This window comes from Rosenbergiella metrosideri, from assembly GCF_022602565.1.
Lineage (GTDB): Bacteria > Pseudomonadota > Gammaproteobacteria > Enterobacterales > Enterobacteriaceae > Rosenbergiella > Rosenbergiella metrosideri.
In genome coordinates, this window is the sequence record NZ_JALBCV010000010.1 from 49,514 (window position 1) to 66,936 (window position 17,423).

Here is a 17,423-nt window from a genome sequence, read left to right on the forward strand (position 1 = left end):
TAATTTTACTTATCTACACTATAAAGCCGACCTCCTCATTCTACCAATCGAGTTTTGAAAATTGAGCGAGTTTTGCGCACAGCCTTCAGTAGGCTAGAGGCAAGGCAAAAAAAAACCTGAACCAGAAGAGTCTGGTTCAGGTTTAGCTTAATACTCAGAAAATGAGAATTAAGACTCTTTACCGCCACGCGATGCACGTTTACGGTCATTTTCAGTTAAATGACGCTTACGGATACGGACAGAGACTGGCGTTACTTCAACTAATTCGTCGTCATCGATGAATTCAAGCGCTTGCTCAAGGCTCATTTTGATCGCTGGAACCAGTGTAGTCGCTTCATCAGTCCCTGACGCACGCATGTTAGTCAGTTTCTTACCGGTTAAGCAGTTAACGGTCAGGTCGTTAGAACGTGAGTGAATACCGATGATTTGGCCTTCATACACTTCCGCACCGTGACCTAAGAATAACTTACCGCGGTCTTGCAGGCTGTACAGAGCAAACGCAACAGCTTTACCTTGACCGTTAGAAATCAATACACCGTTTTGACGTTGGCCAACTTCACCTGGACGCATATCGTCGTAGTGACTGAAGGTTGAGTACAGTAAACCTGTACCTGAAGTCATGGTCATGAATTCGTTACGGAAACCGATCAATCCACGGCTTGGGATAACATAGTCTAAACGTACGCGGCCTTTACCATCTGGATCCATGTTTTTCATGTCGCCTTTACGCTCACCCATAGCTTGCATCACAGAACCTTGGTGCTGTTCTTCGATATCAAGGGTCACGTTTTCATATGGCTCTTGTTTACGTCCATCAATTTGACGGAAGATAACTTTAGGACGAGAGACTGCCATCTCGAAGCCTTCACGACGCATGTTTTCGATCAGTACCGATAGGTGGAGTTCACCACGGCCTGAAACACGGAACGCATCAGCATCTTCAGTTTCTTCAACGCGTAAAGCAACGTTGTGGACTAGCTCTTTCTTCAGGCGGTCAAGGATTTGACGTGAAGTCACGTACTTACCTTCTTTACCACAGAATGGAGAGGTGTTTACACAGAAGAACATGCTAACAGTAGGCTCATCAACGCTCAGCGCTGGCAGGGCTTCAACTTTCTGAGTATCACAAATCGTGTCAGAAATGTTCAGTTCACCTAAACCAGTGATTGCAATAATATCACCCGCTTCCGCTAAATCAGATTCGATACGCTCAAGACCTAAATGGCCCAGTACTTTACCGACTTTACCGTTACGTGTTTTACCTTCGCTATCGATGACCGTAACCTGTTGGTTAGGTTTGATTTTACCGCGCTTGATACGGCCGATACCGATAACACCTAAGTAATTGTTGTAATCAAGTTGCGAAATCTGCATTTGCAGCGAGCCATCTTGATCAACATTAGGCGCAGGAACGTGTTTTACGATCGCTTCGTACAGTGGCGTCATGTCTTCAGCCATGTCTGCGTGATCGTCGCCCGCAATCCCTTGGATTGCAGAAGCGTAGATAATTGGGAAATCTAATTGCTCATCTGTCGCGTCTAAGTTGACGAACAGATCGAAGACTTGGTCAACCACCCAATCAGGACGTGCGCCCGGACGGTCAATTTTGTTGATAACAACAATTGGTTTTAGACCATGAGCAAACGCTTTCTTAGTCACGAAACGGGTCTGTGGCATAGGACCATCAATCGCATCAACGACTAACAGTACGGAATCAACCATAGACATAACACGTTCAACTTCACCACCGAAGTCGGCGTGTCCCGGGGTATCAACGATGTTGATACGGTAATCATTCCACTTAATAGCGGTGTTTTTTGCGAGGATAGTAATTCCACGCTCTTTCTCCAGGTCATTGGAGTCCATCACACGCTCAGTCGCTTCAGTACGCTCGTCAAAGGTACCGGACTGTTGTAAAAGTTTGTCGACTAGGGTGGTTTTTCCATGGTCAACGTGCGCGATGATGGCGATATTACGCAATTTTTCGATCACAGCTTTGCCTCAGGCATTAGAAATAGCGCGCTATTGTACACGGATTAGGCGAAAGACTGAACACGATCAGACGATTCACAGCCCTTTTATGCAGTTTTTTTTTATGACTCCGCTTTACCAGCTTTTTTTGTGCAATTTCAGTGCAAAATGACTACTCTTTACCCATAATGCACCATTATGGGTCACTAAAGTTGACGGTATTGTTCATTATTGGTGCAATGCCCTGTAATACGACAACGGTGAGGGCGGGCCAAACTCGCCTCTGCTGGGTCTTTTCGGTGTTTTAGAAAAGTTGGCACGTTTTTCGCTTTAAGAAAAATAAGCGAAAACGATAGCTAAAAAACGTTTTTAGGCGCTTGCCGGATTTCGGGTTAAAGGGGTGAGCCCTCGTAAGCATAATGCTTCCCATTTCCCCCACGATAATAGAGCTTTCAGGAGAGTAGATATGTCCGTTGAACACGTTCTCTCGTTGATGAACGAACATGAAGTCAAGTTTGTTGATCTGCGCTTTACAGACAGTAAAGGTAAAGAACAACACGTTACCATCCCTGCACATCAGGTGAATGAAGACTTCTTTGAAGAAGGTAAAATGTTCGATGGCTCATCCATCGGGGGTTGGAAAGGGATTAACGAATCAGACATGGTACTGATGCCTGACGTAACCACCGCCGTCCTTGACCCATTTTTCGAAGATCCAACGCTAATCATCCGTTGTGATATTCTTGAGCCAGGCACTTTGCAAGGCTATGATCGCGACCCTCGTTCGATCGCCAAACGCGCTGAAGATTTCTTACGTACCTCCGGTATCGCTGACACCGTCCTGTTTGGACCAGAACCAGAATTCTTCTTATTCGACGATATCCGTTTCGGTTCTTCTACTTCTGGCTCCCATGTTGCGATTGACGATATCGAAGCTGCATGGAACACCGGTAAAGAGTACGAAGGCGGTAACAAAGGCCACCGTCCTGGTTTAAAAGGCGGCTACTTCCCAGTACCACCGGTCGATTCTGCGCAAGACATCCGTTCAGCAATGTGTTTAACCATGGAGCAAATGGGCTTAGTGGTTGAAGCACACCACCATGAAGTGGCGACCGCAGGTCAAAACGAAGTGGCAACTCGCTTCAACACCATGGTGAAAAAAGCGGACGAAATCCAGATCTATAAGTATGTGGTTCATAACGTTGCACACGTATACGGCAAAACCGCAACCTTTATGCCAAAACCCATATTTGGCGATAACGGTTCGGGTATGCACTGCCACATGTCTTTATCGAAAGATGGTAACAACCTGTTTGCCGGCGATAAGTACGGCGGTCTGTCTGATATCGCGCTTTACTACATTGGCGGTATCATCAAGCACGCAAAAGCGCTTAACGCCTTAACCAACCCAACCACCAACTCTTATAAGCGTTTGGTACCGGGTTATGAAGCTCCGGTTATGCTGGCTTACTCTGCCCGTAACCGTTCTGCCTCAATCCGTATTCCAGTTGTTGCTAGCCCTAAAGCGCGTCGTATCGAAGCACGCTTCCCTGATCCAGCGGCTAACCCATACTTAGCCTTTGCTGCGCTATTGATGGCAGGCCTAGACGGTGTGATTAACAAAATCCACCCTGGTGATGCGATGGATAAAAACCTCTATGATCTGCCTCCGGAAGAAGATGCAGAGATTCCAAAAGTAGCGGGTTCACTGGAAGAAGCGTTGAATGCCCTAAACGAAGACCGCGAGTTCCTGACCCGTGGCGGCGTATTCACCGACGAAGCTATCGATGCTTACATCGAATTACGTAAAGCGGATAACGATCGCGTACGTATGACTCCACACCCGGTTGAATTTGAACTTTACTACAGCGTCTAATTTTCGTTTGTAGTGTGTTGCCGTGAAGTCTTAGCCCATCCTCGGATGGGCTTTTTTCTCGGGTATCTTACCTGCGGGCCACCCCATTCTGGAGAGATGTAATGCTTAGCAATACCGCCTCAGATGCCGTGCAGATCCTCAATTCATTGATCAACTGTGTCCTCGTTGTCGACCATGAATTAGTGATCCATTATGCCAATCCCGCGGCGCAGCAATTACTCGCTCAGAGTTCACGTAAGCTGTTTGGAACTCCGCTTCCAGAGCTAACCGGGTATTTCTCCCTGAATGTTGAAGTGATGCACGAAAGCCTGAGTGTTGGACAAGGCTTTACCGATAGCGAAGTCACGCTTGTCGTAGATGGTCGAGCACATACGCTGGCACTGACTGCCCAGCCGTTACCTGACCAACAGATTCTCCTTGAGATGGCGCCAATGGATAATCAGCGCCGACTAAGCCAAGAGCAACTCCAGCATGCCCAGCAGATCGCTGCGCGTGATCTGGTTCGCGGGCTCGCCCACGAAATTAAAAATCCCTTAGGGGGATTGCGCGGAGCAGCTCAACTACTTTCCAAAGCTCTGCCCGATCCGGCATTAAAAGAATACACCAACGTGATTATCGAACAGGCAGACCGCCTGCGAAATCTCGTTGACCGTTTATTAGGTCCACAGCAGCCGGGTATGCATGTGATGCAAAATATCCATCAAGTGGCCGAACGCGTAGTGAAGCTGGTATCGATGGAATTACCGGATAATGTCACCTTAGTGCGTGACTACGATCCAAGTCTTCCTGAACTACAGCATGATCCCGACCAAATCGAACAAGTTTTACTTAATATGGTGAGTAACGCGTTACAGGCGTTAGGCCGCGAGGGGGGGACGATCACGTTGCGTACCCGTACCGCCTTTCAGCTAACGCTCCATGGCACACGTTATCGCTTAGTCGCACAAATCGATATTGAAGATGATGGACCGGGCATTCCGACTCACCTGCATGACACCCTGTTTTACCCCATGGTCAGTGGCCGCGAAAACGGCACTGGATTGGGACTGTCGATTGCGCGTAGCTTGATCGATCAGCATTCGGGCAAAATCGAGTTCAAGAGTTGGCCGGGCCATACCGAATTTTCAATTTTTCTCCCTATTCGTCAGTGAGGTTTCTATGCAACAAGGGATAGTTTGGATCGTCGATGACGATAGTTCCATCCGCTGGGTGCTTGAACGCGCACTGACTGGCGCCGGATTGGTATGTACTGCCTTTGAAAGTAGCCACGACGTCTTAGATGCGTTAGCGACCAAAACGCCGGATGTCTTGTTATCCGACATTCGTATGCCTGGTATGGATGGTTTGGGACTGCTCAAACAGATAAAAAAACGCCACCCCATGCTACCAGTGATTATTATGACCGCGCATTCCGATCTCGATGCCGCCGTCAGCGCTTATCAGCAAGGCGCGTTTGATTACCTACCTAAACCTTTCGATATTGATGAGGCCGTCGCCCTGACCGAACGGGCGATCAGTCATTATCAAGAGCAACAACAACCGCGCCATCAACAAGAAGATGGTCCGACAACGGATATTATCGGTGAGGCACCTGCTATGCAGGACGTCTTCCGCATTATCGGTCGGCTATCACGCTCGTCCATCAGTGTCTTGATTAACGGTGAATCGGGTACCGGTAAAGAGTTAGTGGCCCATGCCCTACACCGCCATAGCCCGCGTGTGAAGGCTCCTTTTATTGCCTTAAATATGGCTGCTATCCCTAAAGACTTAATCGAATCGGAATTATTCGGCCACGAAAAAGGGGCATTTACCGGTGCAGGACAAGTGCGACAAGGCCGCTTTGAACAAGCGGACGGCGGGACACTTTTCCTTGACGAGATTGGTGACATGCCCTTAGACGTACAGACTCGGCTGTTAAGGGTCTTGGCGGATGGCCAGTTCTATCGCGTTGGCGGTTATGCGCCGGTCAAGGTCGATGTGCGGATTATTGCCGCGACACACCAAAATCTTGAGCTACGAGTCCAAGAAGGTAAGTTTCGCGAAGACTTATTCCATCGACTCAATGTGATCCGTATCCATCTACCGCCGCTACGTGAGCGCCGCGAAGATATTCCTCGCCTCGCGAACTACTTCCTACAAACGGCGGCACGCGAGCTAGGAGTCGAAACCAAAGTCTTGCACACTGATACCATTAACGCCCTCACCCATATGACATGGCCAGGTAACGTTCGGCAATTAGAAAATACCTGTCGGTGGTTAACCGTAATGGCGGCGGGTCAAGAGGTATTATTACAAGATTTGCCGCCCGAGCTGTTTGATAACACTGTCCCGCAGGAAAATAACAGCAGCCCATCGGTCCCTGAAAGTTGGTCTGGACTGCTTGCCCAGTGGGCGGAAAGAGCATTACGCTCCGGACATCAAGATTTACTGTCAGAGGCTCAGCCGGAAATGGAGCGGGTGCTACTCAACACCGCACTGCAACATACCCGCGGACATAAACAAGAAGCCGCGCGCCTACTGGGTTGGGGCCGCAATACGCTGACGCGTAAATTGAAAGAGTTAGGAATGGAGTAGTACTAATCGGGTCTAAGCACGCTTAGGCCCGATTAAATCACTCGTGAAAACGCCTGCTGGGCGCTACGGGCTCGCGAGTATTGATCAAAACACAGACAAATATGGCGAACTAACAATCGACCTTTGGCCGTGACCTGTATCCGCTCTGGAGTAATGATAAGTAAGCCATCCTCCTGCATCGGTGCCAATAAGCGAAGTTCTTCGGCAAAATAGTCGCTAAAGGGTTGCGGGATCCTTGCATCAACCTGGCGAAACTCAAGGGTAAATTGACACATTAGGGTCGTGATAATGTCACGGCGTAGACAATCTTCTACACTAAGCGACAGACCGCGCACTAAAGCATGGCCTTCCTCAGCCAAGCGTGACGACCAGCCGGTAAGTGTCTTTTCATTCTGGCTGTAAGTGTCACCCACCATACTGATAGCCGATACCCCAACACCTAGTAAGTCCGTCTGACGTTGCGTAGTGTACCCCTGAAAATTACGCTGTAAACTGCCAGCCCGTTGCGCGCGAGCCAGTTCGTCCTCCGGCAAAGCGAAGTGATCCATACCAATAAATTGATAGCCTCCCGCCTGCAACTGCTGAATGGTCTGGTGCAAAATCTGTAGCTTTTGTGCGGGGGTCGGCAGTTCGTCTGACTTAATTTTCCGCTGGGCGGCGAATAACTCAGGCATATGGGCATAGTTGAACACACTCATTCTGTCAGGACGCAGTGTCAGCACCCTCTCGATAGTGTGCGCAAAACTTTCTGCCGTCTGCTGAGGTAAGCCGTAAATTAAATCGATATTGGTTGAAGTAAATCCCAGTGCCTTCATCGTCGAGATCAGGTCGATAATCTGCGCCGCATCTTGCTCACGGTTGACCCGCTGCTGCACCACAGGATCGAAATCCTGAACCCCCATACTTAAACGATTAAAGCCAATAAGACGTAGGGCCTGCAACCGTTCGGTCGGAAATTGTCGAGGGTCCAATTCCAAGGAGATCTCGGCTGAAGGGGCTACCTTAAACACTTCAGCTATCACACTCATCACTTCGGCAAGTTGCGCATCGCTAAGAAAGGTCGGGGTGCCGCCGCCAAAATGGATCTGTGTCACCGAGCGTTGGGAAAACAGCGGCGCACGCTGGCGAAGCTCAACGATTAGCTGCTGTAAATAGCGCGCGGCTTTTTCCGGATGTCTAGTGACGACTTTATTGCAGCCACAAAAATAACAAAGCTGATGGCAGAACGGGATATGCAGATACAGGGAAAGTGGGCGCGTAGGATAGCGTTGTGCGGCCTTACGGAAATCATCGTCAGAAAAGCGAGGGCTAAATTCTAGGGCCGTAGGGTAAGAGGTATAACGGGGGGAGGAAGAATTATATTTTTCAATCAGTGCCTGATCCCATTCGACGTCTTGCAGCTGCATGTTTACCTCTTACGTTGGCTTTACCGTCGCGCTTAACTCGCCCATTACGAGAAAATAAACGTCGGGTCAACACAGATTTCCTGTGCGACAAGCGTAAAAGTTTACTGACACTCCAGACGAGATAACAGACGAATAATCCGGCAGGAATTGATCCAAGCCAATGCATTATCAATTAATCCTTCTGATGAATGGCAGAGAGACCATCCTCCCTGCCATGCAGCATTACTGTCCTTTCAACAAGCGGTACATATCTTCTTCCGCTTCGTCGTCTTTCTCTTCGTCTTCAATATCGATACCCAACAACACCATTAACTCTTCAATGCGGTCTAAACGCGCCTCGAGCCAAGTTTGGTCTTCGCCGCTTAGGGTATCGCCCGCTTCAAGGCGGTCTAAGAGTTGATCTAAACGTGGGTCATTTTCCAACATCCGTAATTCTTGTTGGCGGGTCATTTTTTCGGGTTCGGCGTGAACGTTCGTTACCGGTGCAGCAGCGACTTTACCTTCAGCAACCAAAGGAACCGGCGTTTTGCTACCAATACGTGGGTCGCTTTTCTTCGGCGCGGCATTGCCTTGTTGCTGAGTCACCTTGGGGTGGCTACGGTTACCGGCGACATTGCCTTTAAGCTTACTTTTGCGTTTACGCTCTCGGCCTTCAAGATTCAGTTCGGCACGCGTTTTACGGCGCTCCGTAGACTTGCTTTTGGTCGGTCTGGAAGGTTGCTTCATAATGTCAGTCTCAAGGAGGATTACTTCGATAGGTTCTGGGCGCGAATCTAGCAGAAACTTGGACAATAAAAAAGCGGTAACACTAAGGTTACCGCCCTTTCGTCCTTTTTTCGTAAATCCGTTACGTTGATGTTCACATCCCGGTCCTTGAACAACGTTCCCTGAAGCCTTCCATTAGCGAGTTAACTGTAGTTCAAGAAACCAATAAGACAAGGCAACATTAAGAATAAATTTCACTATTTAATCATCCATTTGTTTTTATTGGTTTTTACCGATTATCGGCCATAAATCGCAAGACTTGAGCCTAAAAGGACATTCTTGAGAGGGTTATTAACCCCCTCTGCCACGCATAACATCAGCCTCGATACGATAACAATGCGCGAAATCTAGGCAAAAGGCAGGTATACTCGCGGTTTATGCTGCTAAAATTATGTGGAGTTTGCTGTGCCGAGCTGGAATTATCACGTCACTCATTTTGTAACTAGTGCCCCAGATGTTCGTCATCTACCGGACGATACCGGTGCGGAAGTCGCCTTTGCTGGCCGCTCTAATGCCGGAAAGTCGAGTGCGTTGAATGCCTTAACCCAACAAAAAAGTCTTGCACGGACCAGTAAGACGCCGGGACGTACGCAACTCATTAACTTATTTGAAGTAGCAGACGGTGTTCGCTTAGTGGATTTACCCGGTTATGGTTATGCCGAGGTACCAGAGGAAGTAAAACGTAAATGGCAAAAATCGCTGGGTGAGTATTTAGAAGTGCGTCAAGCGCTTAAAGGGCTGGTGGTCTTGATGGATATCCGTCACCCCATGAAAGAACTTGATCAACAAATGGTGACTTGGGCGGTCGCAAGCGATATCCCAGTACTCGTACTGCTGACGAAAGCCGATAAATTAGCTTCTGGCGCGCGTAAAAAGCAACTCGCGATGGTACGTGAAGCCAGCCTAGCCTTTATGGGTGATGTACAAGTGGAGCTGTTCTCTTCCCTGAAGAAGATGGGAATCGATAAGTTAAGCCAGAAGTTAGATGATTGGTTTACCGAGTACAGTGAACAGCAGGACGCTGCCGAAGAATAAGCCCTCTATTTCCCTCCCCCTAAACGAAAAAACGCCCCAGCGATAAACAAGAACGCTGGGGCGGCTAATTTCTAGCCTAATCCGATTACGTGAAGTAAAAGGTCTTAAAGATAGAACATCTTACCTCTGTACCCTACAGAGAAAATGTACCCCAATTTTTAGGAGCGGGAAAGCGCTTTTTTGATTCAAAAATAGCCTTTTTAGGCGATTTACGCTGGATAGATCACATAAATACCCCTTACCCCTCGCAACAATGTTAAAAATATGTTTCTCAAATATAAAAAAGGGCGTATGCTCTGCCCCCGATTTTTAAGACTTCTTTTCTGCATCAAATCAGCCTAAGGAGTGCAGTATGGCTGACTTTGCGGAGCGAGGATCTTTTTCGTGATCGAAGTCTAAAAGTACAAATATTTAATAAAATTGGCACCAATTTACACGTTATTCTGCGGTAACCTCTTCTGAGTGTTAACACCTTATTTCGGGATAAAAATAATGAAAATAAAAAATAAATTTTTCTTACGTTCACCTTCCTTATTTGCGCTGTCCCTCGTCGCGGTGAGCTGCGCGAGCGCATTACCGGCTGCGCACGCAGCAGAACCGTTCAGTTACGATTCGGCGTGGATGCTGGGTGACTGGAATGGCACGCGCAGCCAATTAAAAGAAGAAGGCGTCGATTTTCAAGTCAATTACACCATGGAAAGCGCGTCTAACTTAGCAGGCGGCTACCACTCTTCAACCACTATGCGCTACTCTGACCAATGGGCGTTTGGCGTTGATTTAGATCTTGAGAAACTCTTAGGTTGGAACGATACCGAATTCCAAATGACCATTACCGACCGTAATGGCCGTAACTTATCCGACGATGCCGTCAGCCGTAATGGTACCCTCTCTTCCGTTCAGGAAGTGTACGGCCGTGGTCAGACATGGCGTTTAACGCAATTCTGGTTACGTAAGCATTTCTTCGACAACTTAGTGGATGTAAAAGCCGGTCGAGTCACCGTGGGTGAAGACTTTGATACCATCGACAGTAAGTTCCAAAACTTAGCCTTCGGTGGCGGCCAGGCAGGTAACTGGCGTGGCGATCACTGGTACAACTGGCCAGTCTCTCAATGGGGTGGCCGTGTTGCTGTCAACCTTACGCCAGAGGTTTTCTTCCAAGTCGGTTTCTACAACCAAACCCCTTACAACTATGACCGTGGCGATGGTTTCCGTTTCGAAGTGAGTCACACAGAAGGCAACTTGGTTCCAGCCGAAGTCGTTTGGCACCCAACCTTCGGTCCGGATAACTTAAAAGGTAACTACCGTTTAGGCGGTTATTACTCATCTGTGCGTGACCAAGTCTATGGATCATGGCGCAATGGTAATACCGATACCGCGCATGCTTACGGTGGCTATCTCCTTGCCCAACAACAGCTTTTTGCTCAACCAGGCGGTAGCGATCGCGGCCTAACCTTAACGGCTCAGGCGGTAATGAATGACCATAAGACGGCAAAAATCGACAATTATCAATCGCTGACTCTGGTGTGGAAAGGCCTAGCCGATGCGCGTCCAGAAGATGAAATCGGTATTGGTGCTTCCCGTATCCACGTCAACTCAAGCTATTCCACCATGCAGCGTCGTGAAAATCGTTCGAACGGTGCTTACTACGATAGCAACCCAGCTTGGATCCCGATTCAGCACGGTTCAGAGTATGACTATGAAGTGTATTACAATATTCATGCAACCAACTGGCTGCAAGTTCGTCCTAACCTGCAGTACGTTGTCGCACCAGGTGCCGAGAATGGCGTGAAAAATGCCCTAGTCGGTGGTATCAGTGCCAACTTAAGCTTCTAAGACCCCTCTCCGTATCCGAGCTCATCGGGTACGGAGATTCTTCTCTTGCCAGCCACTCCTTGAAGCGTTACCTTTTTTCCTCGACCAAGGAGGCACCATGTCTAGCACCCCCCGTTCAATCACCATTATTCATGAACAGATTCTTTCCGATGATTGGTATTCCCTGAAAAAGTATACGGTTGATTACCAGCGGACAGACGGGACTCACCAGACTTTCAGCCGCGAAGTGTACAATAAAGGGGATGGCGTAACCGTCTTTCTTTATAACCGCGCACAACAATCGATTATTTTAACGCGTCAATTTCGTTTACCCCTCAAGATCCAAGGTGATTCTGGCGTACTGATCGAAACTGCTGCGGGCTTACTCGAAGGGGAAGATCCGATCACCCGGATCCGCGCTGAAATAGAGGAAGAGACCGGTTATCGTATACAGCAAGTATCCAAAATATTTGACGCTTGGATGAGCCCAGGAGCCGTGACCGAAAAGCTGCATTTCTTTATCGCCGAATATAGCCATCATGACCGTATCAACGCTGGCGGCGGGATCTTTGAGGAAGGCGAAGATATTGAAGTGCTCGAACTCCCGTTTCAAGACGCTGTAGCAATGATGCAACGGGGCGATATTAATGATGCAAAAACGATTATGTTATTGCAGTATGCAATCATTAATAAATTACTTGATACCGTAAAATAGCGGGTTATTTTCATTCTCTTCTTACCCTAAGGTTAAAGAATAAATGATTGCTGTAATATTAAATAAAAGTTAAGTTTATACATTTATTATGGAGAGAATAAAATGTTTAAATCCTTATTAAACTTCGACCAAATGATTACCCCGAAAATTATTACTGTTATTTATTGGCTGGGTATTATTGGTGTGGTATTCGGTGGGCTTGCGGCAATTATCACTAGCTTATCTTTTGGCGGGAGCGTGCTCGGTGGATTATTTTCCGGTCTCTGCACGATTATCTTCGGGGTAATTGGGGTACGTATTTCTTGTGAACTCATCATTCTCTCTTTTAATATTTACGGTAAATTAAGAGAAATTGCAGAGAACACCGCGGTAAAATAAGACACTTACCGCTAACCATTTGGTAGCCTCAGGGTTAGCGGCTAATCACAATAATGGATATCCTTTGTCTTTTTTCATAGTTACCCTGCTGCAGTAAAGTTGCTATAGATAGCAGTCTTTCCTATGCGTCTAGCCGGAGTACTGATGAAGAAAAAATTGACCACAAGCCTTGTCGTAACAAGCTTATTATTACTACCGACCCTCAGCTTTGCTGAGCAATCCGTCGTCACCATTGGTTATCAAAAAGCCAGCCTCTTTACTATTATTAAATCGCAACATACCCTCGAAAAAAAATTCGCCTCGCAAGGTGTTACCGTTCGCTGGGTTGAATTTCCAGCCGGTCCACAATTACTAGAAGGGTTAAATATTGGTAGCATCGATATTGGTGCAACCGGTGATGCTCCGCCGATATTCGCGCAAGCGGCTAAAGCCGATTTAATTTATTTAGCTCACTCGGTGGCTAACCCAAAAAATGAAGCGATTGTGGTCCCCGCAAATTCTCCTCTCCACAGTGTGGCGGAGTTAAAAGGTAAGCGTGTGGCGCTGAATAAAGGGTCAGATGTTAACTATTTATTGGTCGCAGCACTGCAACATGCCGGGCTAAGTTATAAAGACATTCAACCCGTCTATTTACCTCCTGCCGATGCGCGAGCGGCGTTCCAAAAAGGCGCCGTTGATGCCTGGGCTATTTGGGATCCCTACTATGCCGAGGTTAGCCAAGTTACGCATGCACGTACCCTGACGACTGCCGAAGGCTTGGTGCCTCACTATTCCTTTTTTCTCTCTAGCCGTAAATTTGCCGAAGGTTCACCTAAGTTAGCGCTCGAAGTGGTCAACACATTGAAAGAGAGCGGGCAATGGGCAAATCGCCATAAAGAAGAGACTGCACAGCTACTTTCAACGGCCACAGGCTTGAGCATCGATTACTGGCACACCACTTTAGCCCGCCTCGACTACACAACCGAGCGTATGACGCCGGCAGTATTTGCCCAGCAGCAGACACTGGCCGATGCGTTCAGCGCTATTCATCTTATTCCCGGCCAAGTTCAGGTCAACCGTGCAACCTGGTCACAAGACGCGAGCCACTAGCGGTTCACTGCAAAATAAAAACGCCGCTCAAGCTAAGAAAGCTGAGCGGCGTTTTGATAGACCCTTTTAGTTAACTGGCACTGACCTGACGCGGTAGCTCAGTGTTACCAATAGTTTCGCCGTGAGGCCCCTGCCGCACCGCTGCTTCCACCGTTGAAAAGAGAGGCATGACCCGCTCGGCAAACGACCACGCTTCTTCAAGATGTGGATAGCCTGACAGAATAAATTTATCGATCCCTATTGCCTGATACTCCCGGATTCTGGCCGCAACTTGCTGAGGATTTCCCACTAATGCGGTGCCAGCCCCCCCTCTAACTAAGCCAATCCCTGCCCAGAGATTGGGGGAAATCTCTAAATTATCGCGAGATCCACCATGCAGTTCCCGCATTCTGGCTTGGCCTGTCGAGTCCATCCGCGAGAATATCGCTTGTGCGCGAGCGATGGTGTCATCATCTAAATGGGCAATCAGTTGCTCAGCCGCCTGCCAAGCTTCTTGCTCAGTATCACGAACAATGACATGGAGACGAATACCGAATTCGACTTCACGCCCCTTTTCCACCGCTTTCGCCCGAACCTTTGCCACCTTTTCCGCGACCTGTGCAGGGGGTTCTCCCCAAGTCAGATAAGTGTCGACATGCTCGGCGGCAACGTCGACCGCTGACTCGGAAGAGCCACCGAAATAAATAGGAGGACCTTGGTCTTGATGGCTAGGAAAGAGTAGCTCGGCATTTTCAACCCGCAACTGCTCGCCGTGATAACTGACTTTTTCACCGGCCAGTAAACGACGGTAGACATGCAAGAATTCGCGCGTGACTTGGTAACGCTGATCGTGACTTAAAAAAATTCCATCTCCTTTATTTTCTTCCGGATCGCCCCCTGTCACCACATTGATCAGTAAACGCCCTTGCGAAAGTCTGTCCAAAGTACTGGTCATCCGTGCCGCGAGTGAAGGTGGCTGTAGGCCGGGGCGAACCGCTACCAGAAATTTTAATTTACGGGTAATAGGCGCTAAGGCGGCGGCCACTAACCACGAGTCTTCACAGCTCTTTCCTGTAGGGATCAAGACGCCGCTATAGCCCAAATTATCGGCTGCAAGCGCGATTTGTTGTAAGTAGGGAAGGTCGACCGTACGCCCCCCATGTTGAGTTCCAAGAAACCGCCCATCGCCGTGGGTCGGTAAGAACCAAAAGAAATCGGGAGCCTTCGTGGTTTGAGTCATCAATATCACCTTATTCTGTTCAGACTTAAATTGCTTGCCGTGTGGGGGTCACAACCGGCTGATCCGGCTGCATAATAGCGGCCAAAATCTGCCGTTCGAGGGCAGCGACATTGGCTTGCGTGCTTGAGCGCGGATAGGGCATTCCCACTTCGACATCAAGTTTGACCTGACCCTTATCGAGCATCACCACACGCTGAGCGGTAGTCACTGCTTCGCTCACATCGTGAGTCACCAGCACCACCGTAAATTTCCAGGTTTGCCATAACTCAATCAGTAACTGCTGCATCGCTAAGCGCGTGAGAGCATCTAGCGCCCCTAAAGGCTCATCAAGTAACAATAATCCCGGGCGATGGATAAGGGCGCGGGCAAGCGCGACCCGCTGTTTTTGCCCGCCGGACAGGGTTTCAGGCCACTGGTTAGCCTTATCCGCCAAGCCGACGGCAGCTAATACCGACTTTGCCTCGTCACGCCACTGCCCCGATAAGCCCAACCCGACATTCTCAATCACTGTCTTCCACGGTAACAACCGCGGTTCTTGAAACATTAAGCGGATGGCGGGTGCAGACTTGACTAGTGGCTGATGGTTAGCGGCAAGATCTCCGTGGCTACTCTGTTCTAACCCTGCTAATAAACGGAGTAAGGTGCTTTTTCCACAGCCGCTTCGCCCGACAACCGCCACAAACTGACCGGCGGGAATTGCCAGAGTTAAGCCATTTAATACCGGCTGCTGACTAAAGTTTTTACTGACCGCATTGAGCTGCAAGGCCAGAGCAGTGGTAGGAGTAATAAGACGAATATTTTTCATACGGGGAGTTCCTCTTTACGCCATTGGATGTGCCAGCGTAATAAGCGCTTTTCTAACGCCACAGTCAGTAAATCGGAGAGCTTGCCGAGTAACGCATAAAGCAGGATGGCGAAGACGACAATATCGGTTTGTAAGAACTCACGGGCATTCATAGCCAAGTAGCCAATTCCCGCGTTTGCCGAGATGGTTTCCGCCACAATGAGGGTTAGCCACATCAGTCCTAACGAAAATCGAACTCCCACCAGAATAGAGGGCATCGCGCCGGGCAAGATCACCTGCCAAAACAGCGCAATGCCACCTAGACCATAACTGCGTGACATCTCAATTAACTGTTTATCAATATGGCGAATGCCATGGGCAGTATTAAGATAGAGCGGAAAGAAAGTCCCTAAGGCCACTAGGAAAATTTTGGCTCGCTCATCAATACCAAACCATAAAATAACCAGCGGGATCAGGGCGAGATGCGGAATATTGCGGAGCATCTGTAACGTACTATCCAGTAACAGTTCGCCGACCCGGGATAAACCGGTAATTAACCCCATAATCAGGCCGGCACCGGCTCCGATAGCAAACCCAACAACGGCCCGCCATGTACTAATCGATAGGTTGCTCCATAACTCACCACTTTTCATTAACGCCCACGCGGCGGTCAGAACATGGATAGGAGCCGGTAATAAGCGATCAGAAATCCAGCCACTGACAGACCCTAGCTGCCAGATAATCAGCAATGCGCTAGGTAACAGCCAAGGCAATACGGTGCGCGTAATACGCGTGGGTTGTTTCATCTTCCACTCCCTAATCCGACAAGAAATCATGAGGGCACAATGCCGACCATAGAAATCAGTTAACCGGAATTACGGCGCGATGAAAAATAAGGATAAGTACTAATCTAAGCAGAAATTTAGCTTTAGCCAGCACAGAGTGGCTGGCTAAGGGAAGACGTAAATTAGTTTACGCGATTCAGTAACTCAAACATGCTGGTGAAAGCACGCTCGGTAACTTGAGGGTTAAATTCGGCTACCCCTGGGTTATTGGCGGTTTCGTCAGTGAATGAGTGCACGGCATCATGGTAGCTAACCAATTGCCAGTCGACATTGACAGTGGTCATCTCATTGACAAAAGCGGGCAGTTGCTCGCGAGGGACTAACGGATCTTTAGCACCGTCAAGAACTAAAATAGCGGCCTTAATCTGTGTGGCGTCGTAGGCACCACAAGTGTCTAACCCACCGTGGAAAGAGATGGCTGCACGAATATCGGCGCCACTACGCGCTAACTCTAGTGCGCAATGGCCGCCAAAGCAGAAACCGAAAGCAGAAATTTTCTGAGCATCGACCGAAGCGGTTGTCTGACGTTTTAGCGCGTCGATCGCAGCCTTCATCCGGCCCACTTCTTCAGGGGTATTTTTCACGGCCATCATCGCCGCACCCGCTTCGTCGGCATTGGTGGGGCGAGAGGATTCACCGTAAAGGTCGGCCATCAACACAACATACCCTTGCTCGGCGACTTTTTTCGCCAACTTAGCGGCATTATCGGTTACACCAAACCAGTTCGGTGCCATGACTAACCCAGGTAAAGGTTGAGTCGTTTCGCTCGGGAAAACTAATGTTCCGGCCAATGCCGTCTCACCTGCTTGGTAGCGTACTGTTTGTGTAGTAATCTGACTCATAATTCCTCGATATTTCTGATTAATCTCGTCATGCTACTATAGCCAATATTCACCGGTATTGACTATATCGGTCCTGTAAGCCGGTATGTCGAGCGGATAAAATGATTTAAAT

15 protein-coding genes and 1 pseudogene are annotated in these 17,423 nt (G+C 48.6%); 8 read left to right on the forward strand and 8 right to left on the reverse strand.

The window, feature by feature from the left end; translation table 11 throughout:
* Nucleotides 1-168 precede the first annotated feature (168 nt).
* Nucleotides 169-1,992, reverse strand: coding sequence for a ribosome-dependent GTPase TypA (gene typA, locus MKR94_RS10935; protein WP_241646926.1), 1,824 nt, complete (start codon nt 1,990-1,992; stop codon nt 169-171).
* Nucleotides 1,993-2,437: 445 nt separating this feature from the next.
* Here typA and glnA point away from each other — a divergent pair, with 445 nt between their 5' ends.
* The 3 genes from glnA to glnG all read left to right on the forward strand — a co-directional run bounded on the left by glnA (nt 2,438) and on the right by glnG (nt 6,421).
* Nucleotides 2,438-3,847 (forward strand): glutamate--ammonia ligase, encoded by a 1,410-nt coding sequence (gene glnA, locus MKR94_RS10940; protein WP_241646927.1) that lies wholly within the window; start codon nt 2,438-2,440, stop codon nt 3,845-3,847.
* A 101-nt stretch (nt 3,848-3,948) separates the two neighbouring features.
* Nucleotides 3,949-4,998, forward strand: a complete 1,050-nt coding sequence (glnL, locus tag MKR94_RS10945) for a nitrogen regulation protein NR(II) (RefSeq protein ID WP_048913047.1) — start codon at nt 3,949-3,951, stop codon at nt 4,996-4,998.
* A 7-nt stretch (nt 4,999-5,005) separates the two neighbouring features.
* Entirely contained in the window at nt 5,006-6,421 is a 1,416-nt protein-coding gene (gene glnG, locus MKR94_RS10950) for a nitrogen regulation protein NR(I) (protein ID WP_048913048.1), read from the forward strand.
* Nucleotides 6,422-6,453: 32 nt separating this feature from the next.
* Here glnG and hemN read toward each other — a convergent pair whose 3' ends face one another.
* Both hemN and yihI read right to left on the reverse strand, forming a co-directional pair.
* Nucleotides 6,454-7,827, reverse strand: coding sequence for an oxygen-independent coproporphyrinogen III oxidase (gene hemN, locus MKR94_RS10955; RefSeq protein ID WP_241646928.1), 1,374 nt, complete (start codon nt 7,825-7,827; stop codon nt 6,454-6,456).
* 222 nt (nt 7,828-8,049) lie between these two features.
* Nucleotides 8,050-8,553: a Der GTPase-activating protein YihI gene (gene yihI, locus MKR94_RS10960; RefSeq protein WP_241586158.1), complete on the reverse strand. Its 504-nt coding sequence runs from the start codon at nt 8,551-8,553 to the stop codon at nt 8,050-8,052.
* Between the two features lie 444 nt (nt 8,554-8,997).
* On the opposite strand from yihI, the gene yihA reads away from it, so the two are divergent.
* The gene (gene yihA, locus MKR94_RS10965; protein WP_214217571.1) at nt 8,998-9,627 is read left to right on the forward strand and encodes a ribosome biogenesis GTP-binding protein YihA/YsxC; all 630 of its coding nucleotides are present in this window, start codon (nt 8,998-9,000) and stop codon (nt 9,625-9,627) included.
* A 71-nt stretch (nt 9,628-9,698) separates the two neighbouring features.
* Here yihA and spfP read toward each other — a convergent pair.
* Nucleotides 9,699-9,746, reverse strand: a pseudogene (gene spfP, locus MKR94_RS17450) (small protein SpfP).
* A gap of 379 nt (nt 9,747-10,125) precedes the next feature.
* On the opposite strand from spfP, the gene MKR94_RS10970 reads away from it, so the two are divergent.
* From MKR94_RS10970 to MKR94_RS10985, 4 genes are all read left to right on the forward strand, one after another.
* Complete coding sequence (locus MKR94_RS10970) at nt 10,126-11,460, forward strand: carbohydrate porin (RefSeq protein ID WP_422047522.1); 1,335 nt, start codon at nt 10,126-10,128, stop codon at nt 11,458-11,460.
* Between the two features lie 97 nt (nt 11,461-11,557).
* Entirely contained in the window at nt 11,558-12,154 is a 597-nt protein-coding gene (locus MKR94_RS10975) for an NUDIX domain-containing protein (RefSeq protein ID WP_241646930.1), read from the forward strand.
* Nucleotides 12,155-12,256: 102 nt separating this feature from the next.
* The gene (locus MKR94_RS10980; protein WP_214217574.1) at nt 12,257-12,532 is read left to right on the forward strand and encodes a DUF4282 domain-containing protein; all 276 of its coding nucleotides are present in this window, start codon (nt 12,257-12,259) and stop codon (nt 12,530-12,532) included.
* A gap of 144 nt (nt 12,533-12,676) precedes the next feature.
* On the forward strand, nt 12,677-13,621 hold the full coding sequence (locus tag MKR94_RS10985) for a sulfonate ABC transporter substrate-binding protein (RefSeq protein WP_241646931.1): 945 nt from the start codon (nt 12,677-12,679) through the stop codon (nt 13,619-13,621).
* 70 nt (nt 13,622-13,691) lie between these two features.
* Here MKR94_RS10985 and ssuD read toward each other — a convergent pair whose 3' ends face one another.
* The 4 genes from ssuD to MKR94_RS11005 all read right to left on the reverse strand — a co-directional run bounded on the left by ssuD (nt 13,692) and on the right by MKR94_RS11005 (nt 17,311).
* Entirely contained in the window at nt 13,692-14,840 is a 1,149-nt protein-coding gene (ssuD, locus tag MKR94_RS10990; protein WP_241646932.1) for an FMNH2-dependent alkanesulfonate monooxygenase, read from the reverse strand.
* Nucleotides 14,841-14,865: 25 nt separating this feature from the next.
* Nucleotides 14,866-15,645: an ATP-binding cassette domain-containing protein gene (locus MKR94_RS10995; protein WP_241646933.1), complete on the reverse strand. Its 780-nt coding sequence runs from the start codon at nt 15,643-15,645 to the stop codon at nt 14,866-14,868.
* Nucleotides 15,642-16,430: an aliphatic sulfonate ABC transporter permease SsuC gene (ssuC, locus tag MKR94_RS11000; protein ID WP_422047520.1), complete on the reverse strand. Its 789-nt coding sequence runs from the start codon at nt 16,428-16,430 to the stop codon at nt 15,642-15,644. Before ssuC ends, MKR94_RS10995 begins: the two co-directional genes overlap by 4 nt.
* Before the next feature lie 161 nt (nt 16,431-16,591).
* Complete coding sequence (locus MKR94_RS11005; protein WP_241646935.1) at nt 16,592-17,311, reverse strand: dienelactone hydrolase family protein; 720 nt, start codon at nt 17,309-17,311, stop codon at nt 16,592-16,594.
* Between the last annotated feature and the right edge of the window lie 112 nt (nt 17,312-17,423).